This window comes from Streptomyces solicamelliae, assembly GCF_045348655.1.
In the GTDB taxonomy this organism is placed as follows: domain Bacteria; phylum Actinomycetota; class Actinomycetes; order Streptomycetales; family Streptomycetaceae; genus Streptomyces; species Streptomyces solicamelliae.
The window spans coordinates 2,439,203-2,453,704 of record NZ_CP160404.1 but is presented as its reverse complement, the minus strand read 5'-3'; the positions used below and the strand labels follow the sequence as shown (position 1 = coordinate 2,453,704).

Here is a 14,502-nt window from a genome sequence, read left to right as displayed (position 1 = left end):
GGAGACCACTCCGCCATGACCGCAGACCACCGCCTGCTCACCGACAAGGTCGCCCTGATCACCGGCGCCAGCAGCGGGATCGGCGCCGCAGCCGCCCGGGTGTTCGCCCGCGAGGGGGCGCGGCTCGTGCTGGCCGCGCGCCGCGAGGACCGGCTGAAGGAGCTGGTGGCCGAGCTGCGCGAGAGCGGCGCGGAGGCCGCGTACGTGGTGGCCGACATCACCCGCCGCGCCGACACGAAGGCGGCGGTGGCCTGCGCGGTGGAGACGTACGGGCGGCTCGACGCGGCCTTCAACAACGCCGGCTGGGGGACCGGCCGGGAGCCGCTGCACACGATGGACGACGAGCTGTACGACCGGATCATGGACGTCAACGTGCGCGGGGTGTGGAACTGCCTGCGCGAGGAGATCGCGGTGATGCTGCCGGCCGGCGGCGGGACGATCGTCAACAACAGCAGCGTCGGGGGGCTGCTCGCCACCCCGGTCGCGGCGCCGTACGTGGCCGCCAAGCACGCCGTCGTCGGGCTGACGAAGGCGGCCGCGGCGGAGTACGCGGCGCAGGGGGTACGGATCAACTCGGTGGCCCCGGGGACCACTCGTACCGAGGTCGTCACCGAGTGGTTCGCGGCGGTGCCGGGCGTCGAGGAGGCGCTGCACGCGGCGACGCCGCAGCCGCGCACGGCCGAGCCCGAGGAGATCGCGGAGGCGGCCGCGTGGCTGCTCAGCGACCGGGCGTCGTTCGTCACCGGGGTCACCATGCCGGTGGACGGCGGCTTCACAATGGTGTGAGCCTCGAGGGACGGCGAGACGATCGGCGCCGGGAGCGGCGGCCCAGCGGTGCCCGGCGCCCCGGCGGGGTACCAGGCAAGAGTGAAGGACGTGACCACCAATGGCTAAACAGGATCGGGCGATCCGCACCCGCCAGGCGATCTTGGAAGCGGCCGCCGCGGTTTTCGACGAGCGGGGGTACGACGCCGCCAAGCTCTCCGACATCCTGGAACTGGCCCAGGTCACGAAGGGTGCGCTGTACTTCCACTTCGAGTCCAAGGAGGACCTGGCGAACGCGGTCATCGACGCACAGGTCTCCGCCGCGCCCGAGCCGCTGCCCCAGGTGTCGAAGCTGCAGGAGTTCGTCGACATCGGGATGGTCTTCGCGCACCGGCTCACCCATGACGGCCTGCTGCGCGGCAGTGTGCGGCTCACCCTCGACCAGGGCGGTCACGAGCTCAACCGGGGCGGCCCGTACCGGGAGTGGACCGAGTTGAACCTGCGGGTGCTCCAGGAGGCGAAGGAGCGCGGGGAGTTGCTGCCGCACGCCGACCCGGAGGAGGTGGCTCCGCTGGTCGTGGGCTCGTACGCCGGGCTGAACCTCATGTCGCAGGCGCTGGGTTCGGGGCGGGCGGACATGGAGCGGTGGGCGTCCGTGCTCTACCGTCATGTGCTGCCGAGCATCGCGGTGCCGGCGGTGCTCGCGATGCTCGACATGGAGCCCGGTCGTGGTCAGCGGGCGCTCGGCGGCGCGTAAAACCATACCGACCTGCCGGTTTTCCCTGGGGTGCACCTGCGCGTCGCCCCGACGTTCCCTGGTTCTGCTCCATGAAAGCGTACCCCCCGGTCCAGATTCTGGACCCGGGGGTGCGCTTCTACGCGCGGAAAGCGTTTGCACGATCCTGTTAAATCATGAAACTTCGGGCAGGATCCCCGAGTTGGCGCAATACATATTCCATACCGAGAGGTTTCTTATTGACATGCCTCCCGGTCTCTTTTCTAATCGTCCAGGGCCGACTCGCATGCATGAGGGGGAAGCAGTGGACGTCCGGATCCTGGGTGGTCTGTCGGTACGCGAGAACGGCGTCTCCGTCGTCGCCACCGCCGCGGCGCCCCGCCAGGTCCTCGCCCTCCTCGCCGCCAAGGCCGACCAGGTCGTCCCCGTCACCGTCCTCCTCGAGGAACTCTGGCCCTCCGGCGCGCCCCGCGGCGCCCGCGGCGAACTCCAGGCCCACATCCAGGGGTTGCGCCATCTGATCTCCGCCGCCCTGCGCAACGCCGAGGCCCCGCCGGCCCGCAGCGCCTGGCAGGAGCGCCGCACCGCCGAGACGGTCCTGGTCAGCCTCCCCGGCGGCTACCGGCTCGACACGGGCGGCGGCTCGCACGACGCCTGGCAGTTCGAACGGGCCACCGGCGCCGGCTACCGGGCCATGGAGTCCGGCGACCTCCACCGCGCCTCCGGCAGGCTCGGCGAGGCGCTGGAACTGTGGCGCGGGGACCCGTTCGCCGACGTCGCCGCCGGCCCGCACCTGCGCGCCGAGATCGAGCGCCTGGAGGCCTCCCGGCTCAGCGCCCTGGACCAGTGGGTCGAGGCGCGGCTGCAGCTCGGCCGGCACGTGGAGATGGTGCCCGCGCTCTCCGAACTCGTCGCCCTGCACCGCACCAACGAGTCGCTGCACTGCCAGTTCATCGTGGCGCTGCTGCGCTGCGGCCGGCAGGACGAGGCCATGGAGGTGTACCAGCGGCTCCGCGACGGGCTGCGGCGGGAGACCGGCCGCGAGCCCTCGCCCCGGCTGCGCCGGCTGCAGCGCTCGATCATGACGGTCCGTCCGCCGCTGCGGCCGCTGGTGGGCACGCCGGCCGGCTCGTTCGTCTGACCCCACGCGCACGCCCGCCGGCAGGACCACGCGCACGCCTTTCCGGACATGCGACGGCGGGGGCAGGACGAGTGTCCTGCCCCCGCCGTCGTACGGCGCGCCGGTGCTCAGGCCGCGGCGAAGCCCTTCTTCAGCGCGGTCGCGATCTCGACGCAGCGCCGCGCCTGGAACTCCACCGCGCCCAGGTTCTCCTCGTGCACGTTCCCGCCCTGGTTCGCCGAGACGCTGCTCGCGCCGTACGGGTTGCCGTTGGTCTCGGCGAACTGGACCGGGTCCGCGTAACCGGGGGCCACGATGATCGCGCCCCAGTGGTAGAAGGTGTTGCCCAGGGCGAGCAGCGTCGACTCCTGGCCGCCGTGCGCGCAGGAGGTAGAGGTGAAGCCCGAGGCGACCTTGTTGACCAGCTTGCCCTCGGCCCAGATGCCGCCGGTGGTGTCGATGAACTGCTTGACCTGGCTGGCGGGCTGGCCGAAACGGGTCGGCGTGCCGATCAGCAGCACGTCCGCCCAGAGCAGGTCCTCCAGGGACGCGACCTCGACGTCACGGGTGGCCTCGGCGTGCGCGGCCCACGCCGGATTGGTCTCGATCACGGCCTGCGGGGCGAGCTCGGCGCACCTGCGCAGCCGCACCTCCGCGCCGGCCTTCTCGGCGGCCTTCACGGCCGCGGTGGCCATGGTGTGGACGTTGCCCGTCGACGAGTAGTAGATGACCGCGACATTCGTCATGACTGCCCTGCTCCTTTTGACGCTGACCGGTGGCGATGAGTGGGGGAGACCCGTCGCCGACCCTTCCGCAACCGCGCGCCGGGCCGCCCGCGCGGCCCGGCGAATCCGTCAAGTCCCGGCGCCGGACGTCACTTCGAGGCGAAGAACTCGAGCAGTGCCCGGGAGTCGTCGTCGGTCAGCGCGATGCCGAAGGACTCGCGCAGCACCTGCACGGTGTCCCCGGCGGACAGCTCGGCCACCTCCGTGGTGCCGTCCGGGCGGCGCCGCTCCAGCCGCCGGTCGCGCAGCAGCAGCCGCTGCTTCTCCTCCTGCCGCTGCGCGACGACCTGGCCGACGAACGGCGAGCCCGGCCGGGTGGAGCTGACGTAGTGCGCCGCCTCGAAGTCGATCCGGTACTGCGGCTCCTGGCGGAACGAGTACATGTCGAACCACTCGCCGGCCTCCCGCCGCGCCGCGTCCTCGTGCGCGATCTGCAGCACCCAGTCCGGGCCGTCGGCGAGCAGCCGCCAGGACCAGTCGTATGTGTCCACGCGCGCCCCGGACTCCAGCGGCATCGCCTGCATCAGGTTGCTGTAGCCGTAGCCGGTGTCGGCGAGCCAGATCCGGTCGTCCGCCCGGACCAGCAGCACCGTGTGGCTGCGGAACCGGCGGCGCGGCTCGCCCTGCCGGATCCGGGCGAGCAGCCGCGTCACGGGGAAGCCGAGCCGGTCCAGGGCGGCGGCCAGCAGCAGGTTGTTCTCGTAGCAGTAGCCGCCGCGGCCCCGGTGCACCAGCTTGTCCTGGATCGGCCCCAGGTCGATCGAGACCGGCCGGTCCAGCGCGATGTCGAGGTTCTCGAAGGCGATCGCGTCCACGTGCCCGCGCACGACGGCGTGCAGCGTCTCGGCGGTGGGGGTGCGCGGGCCGGTGTGCCCGATCCGGGCCAGATAGGCGTCCAGGTCGAGCAGTTCGCTCTGCCACTCCGGCGCGGTCTCCACCGCGGTGGGGATTCCGTAGGTACCCAGCATGCTGTGTCTCCTGACTCGTACGGCGACTCGTTCGGGCGGACTCGATCAGCGGACTCGATCAGCGGACGCGCTCGGCGGGCGCGTGCGGGGGGACGAACTCGGGGGCGGGCGGCGCCGGCGGCCTGAGGCCGGCGGCCAGGGCGGCCGCGAGCGCCGCACCGAGCACCGGCCCGATGAGGTACGCGGCCAGGAACGCGGTGTTGCCGGAGAGTACCGCGGGCCCCAACTGGCGGACCGGGTTGACCGATCCGCCCGCGACCGGCCCCAGGACGAAGATGAAGCCGGCGATGCAGGTGCCGACCACGGACGGGATCAGGAACTCCCAGCGGGGCCGGATCAGCAGTCCGGCCACCAGCGTCATGCAGATCAGCTGGCCCACGGTCTCGGCGGTCAGCACGTCCCACACGTCCCAGCCCGGAGCCGCGCCCACGGCCGAGTAGTCCACCGACTCCACGGCCGGACCCCACACCAGCCGGCCCAGCGCCGTCCCGGCGAACGCGCCGGCGAGCTGCGCCAGGCAGAACGGCAGCACGTCACGGCCCGGGAAGGCCCGCAGCAGCCACAGCCCGATGCTCACCGAGGGGTTCATGTGCCCGGCGGTCCTCCGGGTCATCGAGTAATGGATGATCACCGTGTTGGCGATGCCGAAGATCACCGCCATCACGGCGAACGCCGCCCGGCCGTCGATCTCGGAGCCGAGCGGCGCGTCCGGAGCGAAGATCCAGCGGGCGGCCGTGACGATGAGGAACAGGATCCCCGTGGTGATCAGGAACTCGAGGACGTACATGCGGGCGCGCCGCGAAGGTCGGTTCGTGGCCATGTGACCAGCTCCCAGCTGTGGTTCGGGTCGTGCGGGCGGTGCGTGGGACGCGCGGGGCGGGAGGGGACGGGGCAGGACACGCGTGGGCGGCGCCGCGCCCGGCCGGGGGAGCCGTGCGCGACGCCGCGTCCGCGGGGAGCGGGGGTCAGAGTTCGATGCGTACGCCGTACCGCTCGGCCCAGGCGTCGAACTCGACCAGGCGCTCCATCACGCCGCGGGTGCCCCAGGGGCCGCCGAGCGCCGCGTACTCCTCCACCGGCCGGTCGAGCAGCGCCCGGATCCCGTCCCGGGAGACCAGCTTCAGCACGGGCGAGTCGCCGTCGAGCAGCCCGGCGACCTTGTCGCGCAGCGCGGTGACGTACGCGGTGTCCTGCGTCGAGGGGTACGGGCTCTTCCTGCGCTCCAGGACCGACTCGGGCAGCACGTGCGCGGCGGCGGCGCGCAGCAGGGACTTCTCCCGGCCGTCGAAGTTCTTCATCGCCCACGGCACGTTGTAGACGTACTCGACGAGCCGGTGGTCGGTGAACGGGACCCGGACCTCCAGGCTGGCCGCCATCGAGATGCGGTCCTTGCGGTCGAGCAGGAACTTCTCCCAGTGCCAGATGTTGAGCCAGGTCAGCTCGCGCATCCGGGCCTCCTCGGGAGAGTCCTCCGGCAGCTTCGGCACCCGCTCCAGGGACTCCGTGTAGCGGCGCTTGACGTACGCGTCCAGGCCGAGCCGGTCCCACAGGCCGATGTCGCGCAGGGTCGCGATGCCGCCGAGCCGGCGCCAGGCGTCGTACCAGGGGAAGGTGTCGCCCTCCACGGCCTCCTTGTCGAAGAACCAGTTGTAGCCGCCGAAGATCTCGTCCGCCGCCTCGCCGGACAGGGCCACCGTCACGCGTTCCTTCAGCGCCGTGCACAGGTGGAACAGCGAGTGCTCCATGTCGCCGGTGGAGACCGGAAGGTCCTGGGCGCGCAGCACGGCGGCGCGGACGTCCTCGTCGAGGATGTGGTGGTTCTCCAGCTCCACGATCACGTGCTCGGCGCCGGAGTGCTCGGCGACGTCGACCGCGTACGGGGTGTCGGGGTCCATCCAGATGCCGTTGTCGCGGAACGTCTCCCCGTGGTCCTTGTAGTCCACCGAGAACGCCTTGATCCGCTCGTCGCTGCCCTGGTCGCGCAGCGCCTTCGCGGCCAGCGCGGTGACCGCGGAGGAGTCCAGGCCGCCGGAGAGCAGCGTGCCGACCTTCACGTCGGCGATCAGCTGCCGCCGGACGATGTCCTCCAGGAGCTCCCGGGTGTGCGCGATCGTCGCGTCCAGGTCCTGGGTGTGCGGCTTCGCCTGCAGGGTCCAGTACGTGGTCGTCGTCGCGCCGGAGCGGGTGAAGGTGACGACCGTGCCCGGGACGACCTCGTGCATGCCCCGGAAGACGGCGTGGCCGGGGGTGTTGACGAGGGCGAAGATCTCCGCGAGCCCCTCGGCGTCGACCACCGCCTCCGCCTCCGGGTGCGCCAGGATCGCCTTCGCCTCCGAGCCGAACAGCACCCCGTCCGCCGTCGGGTAGTAGTACAGCGGCTTGACGCCCATCCGGTCGCGGACCAGCAGCAGCTCCTCGGTGCGCGGGTCCCAGATCGCCATCGCGTACATGCCGTTGAGCCGCTCGGGGAACTCCGCGCCCCACTCCAGGTAGGCGTGCAGCACCACCTCGGTGTCGCTGGAGGTGCGGAAGGCGTGCCCGAGGCCCTCCAGCTCGGTCTTCAGCTCCAGGTAGTTGTAGACCTCCCCGGTGTAGACGAGCACCGGCTGCGCGTCGTCGCCGGGGGTCACCTGCATAGGCTGCCGGCCGAGCTCCAGGTCGATCACGGAGAGCCGGCGGTGACCGAGGGCGGCGTGCCGGGACAACCAGATCCCCTTGTCGTCGGGGCCCCGGCACTCCAGCGTCCGGGTCATGGCCTCGGTCGTGTCGCCGCCGAGGGTCAGATCGCGGTCGTAGGAGACCCAGCCGGTGAGTCCGCACATGGCGTCTCGGTTCCTTTCGTGGAGGACGAGCGGAGGGAGGGGTTCAGGGGCGCGGCACGGGGACCCACCCGGCGGTGTCCCAGTGGGCGAGCTGGGGGAGCGCGGTGCGCTCGGCGACCTCGGCGACGCACCGGCCGCCGAGGATCATGGTGCTGGGCCGGGCGGGCGCGAACACCGGCCAGGCCGGGGCGTGCGGGCTGTTCGGGACCTCGCCGCGGGCGAACGACGCCACCAGGTCGATCAATGTGTCGGAGACCAGCCGCTCCTGCGGACCCGCGCCGTAGTGCGGGGCGTTGACCTCGTTCGCGTACGAGCCGAAGAGGAACTTCGAGGTCGCCTCGTGCGGGGTGCCGGTCAGCGGCGGGGCGACGGGGTGCGCGAACTCCATCAAGTAGGCGGGCACGTCCGGTCGTTCGACGGCGTGCCGTTCCGCGAGCCGGGTGATCTGGTACCGGAACAGCGCGTCGCCCCAGATCGCGCTCCACAGGCCCACCGGGTCCGACGGCAGCCCGTCCGCCTCGGCGGCGGCGCGGTACGCGGCGATCGCCGCCGTCACCCGGTCGTCCGTGACGGTGACCGTGCCCTTGAGCAGCACCTCCCGCACGGCGGCCCGCAGTTGGGCCTCGTCGCCGGGCAGCGGGCCCGGGTACGGGTAGCCGGGGCCGGTGGTGAAGAAGGTGCCCTCGGTCCGGGCGTACACGGCCATCGTCGGCACGTCCGGGGTCGGCAGCTCGAAGTCGTGCCCGCGCATCCAGCGGCCGTCGACCACCGGGCCCTGGTACTCGCGCCAGGCACCGATCTCACGCTTCTCCGGAGGGCCGGAGAAGATCTTCTCCCAGGCGTCCCTGAGCAGCGGCGCGGGCACGTCGCGCAGCCCGCGGACCGTGGTGCCCAGGCCGCGGGCGAGCAGCTCGAAGGTCTCCCGGGACTCCGCCGGGCTCGCCGAACTGGCCGGACGCCACACGTGCTTGACGCTGAACGGAACGATCCGCCGGATGTCGTCGCGCAGTTCCGGCAGCAGCGCCAGCTGCCAGGCGGACGAGCCGCCCGCCGACGTGCCGGCGACGGTGATGTTGTCCGGGTCGCCGCCGAAGGCCGCCGCGTTCTCCCGGACCCAGCGGACCAGGGCCGCCTGGTCCTGCAGGCCCCAGTTCGAGTACCCCTCGGTCTCCTCGTCGAGCAGGTGCTCGTGCAGGCCGAACCCGAGCGCGCCCAGACGGTAGTTGAAGGTCACCACCACCAGGTCGCCGTGGACGGCCGGCCGGGCCCCGTCGTAGTCGGGCTCGCTGCCCGCGCCGAGGAACCAGCCGCCGCCGTGGATGTACACGAGGACCGGGCGCGAGCCCTTCACGTCGGGCGTCCACACGTTCGCGTACAGGCTGTCCTCGGACGAACCGGGCAGCCACGACTGCAGCGAGACCGGGCCGAAGGCGGTGGCGTCCCGGACACCGTGCCACGCGGGCGCCGGCCGGGGCGAGCGGTAGCGCAGCGGACCGACGGGCGGAGCGGCGTACGGCACCCCGCGGAAGACGCAGAGGCCGTCCGTCCGCTCGCCGGACACGAGCCCCCCACTGGTGCGGGTCACGACGGGCCGGGCGCTTCCCGGGTGGACTGCTCCCGAATGGGCCATGAACGAACTCCCCCGATGGGCGAATGGAGAAAGGCGGAACGGCGAAGAACGGAAAGTCAGGAAGGAACCTGCGGAACGGTCGGGCGGAACGGTTCGGCGCGATCGTGCCCGAGCCGCCGACCGGGGCCAATGCCGTCCGCCGTACTCAGTCAGGTCCATTCGCACCCGGCCGGGAACCTGACGGATTCCCGCGAGCGGCTTTGTACCGGCCGTCCGGACATCGGCAGGATCCGGGGACATGACAAAGTCGATTCTGGACTCGCGCCCGCTTTTCGAACTGGGCGCCGAGATTCGCGTCGCGGCCACCGCCGAAGAGATCTACTCGACCGTCAGTGACATGAAGCGCCACGCAGAGTGGAGCACCGAACTCCGGGACGGCGAGTGGATCTCCGGCGAGCCCGGCGCGGTCGGTTCGGTCTTCCGCGGCGAGAACTTCCGCGCCGACGACGTGGTCGCCTGGGCCCCGCTCATCCGCGGCGTCTGGCACACCAGCTCCGAGGTCGTCGCCACCGAACCCGGCCGTGCCTTCCGCTGGAAGATCCACTCCAAGACCGGTGAACCGCAGGAGCTGGTCTGGTCCTTCGAGATCGAGCCCGAGGACGACGGCTGCCGGCTGACCCAGACTTTCCGCATGGGCTGGGCCTCGCCCGGAATCCACGAGATCACCAAGAACATGGACGAGGGCGACAAGCGGAAATTCATCGCCGACTGGACCGAGAAGATGAAGCGCGACGTCGCCGCCACCCTGGAGCGGATCAAGTCCGTCGTCGAAAAAGCCTGACCCGCCGCCGCGGAACGGCGCCCACCCCCGCCGTTCCGCGGCCCCATTCGGGCCCCTGTGCCCCCTTATTCCGGCGCCGTGGTTACTTGACTTAGTCCGCGCCGATCCTTTGTCCCGACCGCCCGCCGCGTCGGATGATCCCGGAGGAATATTCCCGGGGAGGCGCCGCCCGCACGACGCGCCGCCACGGCAGGCGGGCCCCTCTTCCCCGCGCCGCAGCCCCCGACGCACGCCATCGACGCCCGTTCCACCGCCTCCCCTGTTTCCCTAGGAGACCACCGTGGACAACACGCTGCTCGACATACGCCGGCGGCCGGCCCTGCAACAGCCCGACTGGGAGGACGCCTCCCAGGTCGAACGGGTCCGCGAGGAACTCGCCGCCCGCCCCGCCCTGGTGACCCCGCGCGACATCCGCACCCTGCGCTCCCATCTCGCCCGCGTCGCCGCCGGCGAGGCCGTCGTCGTCCAGTCCGGCGACTGCGCCGAGGACCCCGACGAGTCGTCCGCCGCGCACGTCGCCCGCAAGGTCGCCGTGCTCGACCTGCTGGCCGGCGCCATGAAGATGGGCGCCCACACCCCCGTCGTCCGCATCGGCCGCATCGCCGGACAGTTCGCCAAGCCCCGCTCCAAGCCCACCGAACTCGTCGAGGGCGTCGAACTGCCCGTCTACCGCGGGCACATGGTCAACGGACCGGAGCCCGACGAGGAGAGCCGCCGCCCAGACCCGCTGCGGCTGCTCACCGGCTACATGGCCGCCGACGACGTGATCCGTCACCTCGGCTGGCGCCGGCCCGCCAACATCCCGGCCATCGACCCGCCGGTGTGGACCAGCCACGAGGCCCTGCTCCTCGACTACGAGGTCCCCATGTGCCGCCGCGACGACGACGGCCGGCTGTTCCTCGCCTCCACCCACTTCCCGTGGATCGGCGAGCGCACCCGCCAGGTCGACGGCGCCCATGTCGCGCTGCTCGCCGACGTCGCCAACCCGGTCGCCTGCAAGGTCGGGCCGAGCATGACCACCGACGAGATCCTCACCCTGTGCGAACGGCTCGACCCCGACCGCGAGCCCGGCCGCCTCACCCTCATCGCCCGCATGGGCGCCGACAAGGTCGCCGACCGGCTGCCACCCCTCGTCGCCGCCGTCCGCGCCGCCGGACACCCGGTGTCCTGGCTCAGCGACCCCATGCACGGCAACACCGTCACCGACCCCGGCAGCGGCCTGAAGACCCGGCTGACCACCGTCGTCGAGCGCGAGATCACCGGCTTCCGGCACGCCGTCCTGGCCGGTGGCGGCGTCGCCGGCGGACTGCACCTCGAGACCACCCCGGACGACGTCACCGAATGCGTCCACGAGGAGCAGCACCTCGCCCGCTGCGGCGAGCGCTACACCAGCTTCTGCGACCCCCGGCTCAACCCCGGCCAGGCCGTCTCCGTCGTCTCCGCCTGGCACGCGTGAACCGCCGCTCCGCCCCGCCCGCACCGTCCGTCCACCCGAAGGAGGACCCGACCATGGAGCAGCCCCTGCGCGGCAGGACCGCCCTCGTCACCGGCGCCGCCGGCGGCATCGGCGCCGCCGTGGTGCGCGCGCTCGCCGAGCGCGGCGCGGCCGTCGCCGCCGTCGACCGCGACGAGGCCACCCTCAAGCCGAGGGTCGCCGCCCTCGTCCTCGACGGCCTGAACGTCGAGGCGTTCCCCTGCGACGTCACCGACGCCGCACAGGTCACCGCCACCGTCGACGAGGCCGAGCGGCGGCTGGGCCCCCTCGACCACCTGGTCAACGCCGCCGGCGTGCTGCGCCTCGGCCCCGTCCGCACCTTCAGCGACGAGGACTGGGCCGCCACCTTCGCCGTCAACGCCACCGGCGTCTTCCAGGTCTCCCGCGCCGTCGTCGACCGGATGATCCCGCGCGGCTCCGGCTCCGTCGTCACCGTCGCCTCCAACGCCGCCGCGACCCCGCGCAGCGAGATGGCCGCGTACGCCGCCTCCAAGGCCGCCGCGACCATGTTCACCAAGTCCCTCGGCCTCGAGGTCGCGCAGTACGGCATCCGCTGCAACCTGGTCGCCCCCGGCTCCACCGACACCCCGATGCTCAGCTCCATGTGGCACGACGACTCCGGGCCCAAGGGCACCATCGAGGGCTGCCCCGAGGCGTTCCGGGTGGGCATCCCGCTCCGCAAGCTCGCCCTCCCGACCGACGTCGCCGCCGCCGTGCTGTTCCTGCTGTCGGACCAGGCCGCCCACATCACGCTGCACGACCTCACCGTCGACGGCGGCGCGTCGCTCGGCGTCTGAGCGCGCCCGCCCCTACGAGTACCCAGGAGAGGACGGTCATGGCCACCGGCATACCGCCCATCGAGGCCTATCCGCTGCCGACGGCCGGCGCCCTGCCGCCCGCCACCCCCAACTGGTCCGTCGACCCGGACCGCGCGGTGCTGCTCGTCCACGACATGCAGCGATACTTCCTCGCCCCCTTCCCGGCCCCGCTGCGCGACGAACTGATCGCCAACGCGGCCGTGCTGCGCGAACGCTGCGCCGCCGCCGGCATCCCCGTCGCGTACACCGCGCAGCCCGGCGACATGACGCGCGAACAGCGCGGACTGCTCGCCGACTTCTGGGGGCCGGGCATGAAGGCCACCCCGGCCGACCGCGAGATCGTCGAGCCGCTGACCCCCGCCCCCGGCGACTGGCTGCTCACCAAGTGGCGCTACAGCGCCTTCTTCCGCACCGACCTGCTCGAACGGATGCGCTTCCAGGGCCGCGACCAGCTGATCGTCTGCGGGGTGTACGCGCACGTGGGCGTGCTCGCCAGCGCCGTCGAGGCGTACACCAACGACATCCAGACCTTCCTGGTCGCCGACGCCCTCGGCGACTTCACGGAGGCCGACCACTGGCAGACCATCGACTACGCCGCCCGCCGCTGCGCCGTCGTCACCACCGCCAAGCAGGTGCTCGGATGACCGCCGCGCAGGGGCTGTTCGCCCGCGTCCTCGGCCCCGACGCCCCGGCGTTCGCGCTGCTGCACCGGCCGGAGAGCCCCACCGGGCCCGACGCGCTCGACCTGCTCAGCGGGCCGGTCACCATCCCGGCCACGCTCGCCGAGATCCCGCTGCCGGACGACCCCGGCGCGGCCGGCGGCCCCCGGCACGACGTCCTCGTCGTCGTCCCGTACCGGCAGATCGCCGAACGCGGCTACGCGTGCGCCGACGACGGCGCCCCGCTGCTCGCCATGACCGTGGCCGAGCAGGAGACCGTCCCGCTGGACGACGTGCTGCGCGCCGTGGCCGACGTGCCGATCCGGCTCGCCGGCGGCGGGTTCGGCACCGACGCCGACGACGAGGCGTACGCCGACACCGTCCGCCGGATCGTCTCCGACGAGATCGGCACCGGCGTCGGCGCCAACTTCGTGGTCCGGCGGTCCTTCACGGCCGAGATCACCGACTACGGGCTGCCCTGCGCGCTCGCGTTCTTCCGCCGGCTCCTGGAGCGGGAGGCCGGCGCGTACTGGACGTTCCTCGTCCACACCGGCGAGCGCACCTTCGTCGGCGCGTCCCCCGAGCGGCACGTCAGCCTCGACGCGGGCACCGCCGTGATGAACCCCATCAGCGGCACCTACCGCTACCCGCCGAGCGGCCCCACCCTCACCGGCGTCCTCGACTTCCTCGCCGACCGCAAGGAGGCCGACGAGCTGTACATGGTCGTCGACGAGGAACTGAAGATGATGGGCCGCATCTGCGAGTCCGGCGGACGCGTGGTCGGCCCGTACCTCAAGGAGATGGCACGCCTCGCGCACACCGAGTACTTCATCGAGGGCCGCACCTCCCGCGACCCGCGCGAGATCCTGCGCGAGACCCTGTTCGCGCCGACCGTGACCGGCTCCCCGCTGGAGAGCGCCTGCCGGGTGATCGCCGCGTACGAGCCGGAGGGCCGCGGGTACTACAGCGGGGTCGCCGCGCTGCTCGGCCGGGACGCGGAGGGCGGGCACGCCATGGACTCCGCGATCCTCATCCGCACCGCGGAGATCGACGCCGGCGGGCGGGTCCGGATCGGCGTCGGCGCGACGCTGGTACGTCACTCCGACCCGCTGTCCGAGGTCGCCGAGACCCGCGCCAAGGCCGCCTCGCTGATCGCCGCGCTCACCCCCGACGTCAGTGCCGGCCGGTTCCGAGGCCACCCCGAGGTGCGGGCGGCGCTGGAGCAGCGGAACACCGGGCTCGCGGGCTTCTGGCTGGCCGAGGACGCGGAACGGGGCCGCCCCGACCCGCTGCTGGCCGGGAAGCGGATCCTCATCGTCGACGCCGAGGACACCTTCACGGCCATGATCGCCCGTCAGGTCCGGGCGATGGGGCCGGAGGTGGAGGTCCGGCGCTTCGACGAGCCGTACTCCTTCGACGGGCACGACCTCGTCGTCATGGGCCCCGGACCGGGCGACCCGCGGGAGACCGGCCACCCGAAGATCGCGCACCTGCGGGAGGCGATCACCACGCTGCTCGACGAGCGGCGCCCGTTCCTGGCGGTGTGCCTGAGCCACCAGACCCTGGCGCTCACGCTGGGCCTGGAACTGGCCCGGCGCGACGTGCCCAACCAGGGCGTGCAGAAGGAGATCGACCTGTTCGGGCGGCGGGAGCGGGTGGGCTTCTACAACACCTTCGCCGCCCGCTGCGACGCCGACCACCTGCACAGCCCCCGCGCCGGCCGCATCGAGGTCAGTCGCGACCCGCGCACGGGCGAGGTGCACGCCCTGCGCGCGGAGCGCTTCGCCTCCATGCAGTTCCACGCCGAGTCGGTGCTCACGAAGGACGGTCCGCGCATCGTCGGGACGCTGCTGGGCGGGCTGGTGACGCGCGGCGCGGCGCTGGCCGGGCAGGGAGCCGCGGCGGTGTGACCCCACGCGTACG

Annotated in this window: 13 protein-coding genes; 8 read left to right on the top strand and 5 right to left on the bottom strand. The window is 72.5% G+C overall.

Annotation, left to right across the window (positions count from 1 at the left end; all coding sequences use genetic code 11):
• Positions 1-15 precede the first annotated feature (15 nt).
• The 3 genes from ABZO31_RS11275 (at position 16) to ABZO31_RS11265 (ending at position 2,642) form a co-directional block, all read left to right on the top strand.
• Positions 16-786, top strand: a complete 771-nt coding sequence (locus tag ABZO31_RS11275; protein ID WP_406861008.1) for a glucose 1-dehydrogenase — start codon at positions 16-18, stop codon at positions 784-786.
• A 100-nt stretch (positions 787-886) separates the two neighbouring features.
• On the top strand, positions 887-1,522 hold the full coding sequence (locus ABZO31_RS11270; protein ID WP_406861007.1) for a ScbR family autoregulator-binding transcription factor: 636 nt from the start codon (positions 887-889) through the stop codon (positions 1,520-1,522).
• A gap of 283 nt (positions 1,523-1,805) precedes the next feature.
• Complete coding sequence (locus ABZO31_RS11265) at positions 1,806-2,642, top strand: AfsR/SARP family transcriptional regulator (protein WP_406861006.1); 837 nt, start codon at positions 1,806-1,808, stop codon at positions 2,640-2,642.
• A 107-nt stretch (positions 2,643-2,749) separates the two neighbouring features.
• Here the strand turns inward: ABZO31_RS11265 and wrbA are convergent, their stop codons facing one another.
• The 5 genes from wrbA to ABZO31_RS11240 all read right to left on the bottom strand — a co-directional run bounded on the left by wrbA (position 2,750) and on the right by ABZO31_RS11240 (position 8,826).
• Positions 2,750-3,367 carry an NAD(P)H:quinone oxidoreductase gene (gene wrbA, locus ABZO31_RS11260; protein WP_406861005.1) on the bottom strand — a complete coding sequence of 206 codons (618 nt, stop codon included), beginning with the start codon at positions 3,365-3,367 and terminating at the stop codon, positions 2,750-2,752.
• Positions 3,368-3,495: 128 nt separating this feature from the next.
• Positions 3,496-4,374, bottom strand: a complete 879-nt coding sequence (locus tag ABZO31_RS11255; protein ID WP_406861004.1) for an arylamine N-acetyltransferase family protein — start codon at positions 4,372-4,374, stop codon at positions 3,496-3,498.
• Positions 4,375-4,432: 58 nt separating this feature from the next.
• Complete coding sequence (locus ABZO31_RS11250; protein WP_406861003.1) at positions 4,433-5,194, bottom strand: aquaporin; 762 nt, start codon at positions 5,192-5,194, stop codon at positions 4,433-4,435.
• A 145-nt stretch (positions 5,195-5,339) separates the two neighbouring features.
• On the bottom strand, positions 5,340-7,196 hold the full coding sequence (gene asnB / locus ABZO31_RS11245) for an asparagine synthase (glutamine-hydrolyzing) (protein WP_406861002.1): 1,857 nt from the start codon (positions 7,194-7,196) through the stop codon (positions 5,340-5,342).
• A 43-nt stretch (positions 7,197-7,239) separates the two neighbouring features.
• Positions 7,240-8,826 (bottom strand): carboxylesterase family protein, encoded by a 1,587-nt coding sequence (locus ABZO31_RS11240; protein WP_406861001.1) that lies wholly within the window; start codon positions 8,824-8,826, stop codon positions 7,240-7,242.
• Between the two features lie 238 nt (positions 8,827-9,064).
• Between ABZO31_RS11240 and ABZO31_RS11235 the strand changes: the two genes are divergently transcribed.
• The 5 genes from ABZO31_RS11235 (at position 9,065) to ABZO31_RS11215 (ending at position 14,489) form a co-directional block, all read left to right on the top strand.
• Positions 9,065-9,607 (top strand): SRPBCC family protein, encoded by a 543-nt coding sequence (locus tag ABZO31_RS11235; RefSeq protein ID WP_406861000.1) that lies wholly within the window; start codon positions 9,065-9,067, stop codon positions 9,605-9,607.
• A 280-nt stretch (positions 9,608-9,887) separates the two neighbouring features.
• Positions 9,888-11,063 (top strand): 3-deoxy-7-phosphoheptulonate synthase, encoded by a 1,176-nt coding sequence (locus ABZO31_RS11230; RefSeq protein WP_406860999.1) that lies wholly within the window; start codon positions 9,888-9,890, stop codon positions 11,061-11,063.
• A 53-nt stretch (positions 11,064-11,116) separates the two neighbouring features.
• Positions 11,117-11,899, top strand: coding sequence for a 2,3-dihydro-2,3-dihydroxybenzoate dehydrogenase (locus tag ABZO31_RS11225; RefSeq protein WP_406860998.1), 783 nt, complete (start codon positions 11,117-11,119; stop codon positions 11,897-11,899).
• A gap of 38 nt (positions 11,900-11,937) precedes the next feature.
• Positions 11,938-12,564, top strand: a complete 627-nt coding sequence (locus ABZO31_RS11220) for an isochorismatase family protein (protein WP_406860997.1) — start codon at positions 11,938-11,940, stop codon at positions 12,562-12,564.
• A complete protein-coding gene (locus ABZO31_RS11215) occupies positions 12,561-14,489 on the top strand; it encodes an anthranilate synthase family protein (protein WP_406860996.1) in 1,929 nt (642 codons plus the stop codon). The genes ABZO31_RS11220 and ABZO31_RS11215 overlap by 4 nt, the downstream gene beginning before the upstream one ends.
• Positions 14,490-14,502 lie beyond the last annotated feature (13 nt).

What these genes read in the sequence shown, in the direction of transcription:
- asnB (WP_406861002.1), bottom strand. Translation starts at nt 7,196, where the DNA reads ATGTGCGGACTCACCGGCTGGGTCTCCTACGACCGCGATCTGACCCTC.
- ABZO31_RS11275 (WP_406861008.1), top strand. Translation starts at nt 16, where the DNA reads ATGACCGCAGACCACCGCCTGCTCACCGACAAGGTCGCCCTGATCACC.
- ABZO31_RS11250 (WP_406861003.1), bottom strand. Translation starts at nt 5,194, where the DNA reads ATGGCCACGAACCGACCTTCGCGGCGCGCCCGCATGTACGTCCTCGAG.
- ABZO31_RS11225 (WP_406860998.1), top strand. Translation starts at nt 11,117, where the DNA reads ATGGAGCAGCCCCTGCGCGGCAGGACCGCCCTCGTCACCGGCGCCGCC.
- ABZO31_RS11235 (WP_406861000.1), top strand. Translation starts at nt 9,065, where the DNA reads ATGACAAAGTCGATTCTGGACTCGCGCCCGCTTTTCGAACTGGGCGCC.
- ABZO31_RS11270 (WP_406861007.1), top strand. Translation starts at nt 887, where the DNA reads ATGGCTAAACAGGATCGGGCGATCCGCACCCGCCAGGCGATCTTGGAA.
- ABZO31_RS11220 (WP_406860997.1), top strand. Translation starts at nt 11,938, where the DNA reads ATGGCCACCGGCATACCGCCCATCGAGGCCTATCCGCTGCCGACGGCC.
- wrbA (WP_406861005.1), bottom strand. Translation starts at nt 3,367, where the DNA reads ATGACGAATGTCGCGGTCATCTACTACTCGTCGACGGGCAACGTCCAC.
- ABZO31_RS11215 (WP_406860996.1), top strand. Translation starts at nt 12,561, where the DNA reads ATGACCGCCGCGCAGGGGCTGTTCGCCCGCGTCCTCGGCCCCGACGCC.
- ABZO31_RS11240 (WP_406861001.1), bottom strand. Translation starts at nt 8,826, where the DNA reads ATGGCCCATTCGGGAGCAGTCCACCCGGGAAGCGCCCGGCCCGTCGTG.
- ABZO31_RS11255 (WP_406861004.1), bottom strand. Translation starts at nt 4,374, where the DNA reads ATGCTGGGTACCTACGGAATCCCCACCGCGGTGGAGACCGCGCCGGAG.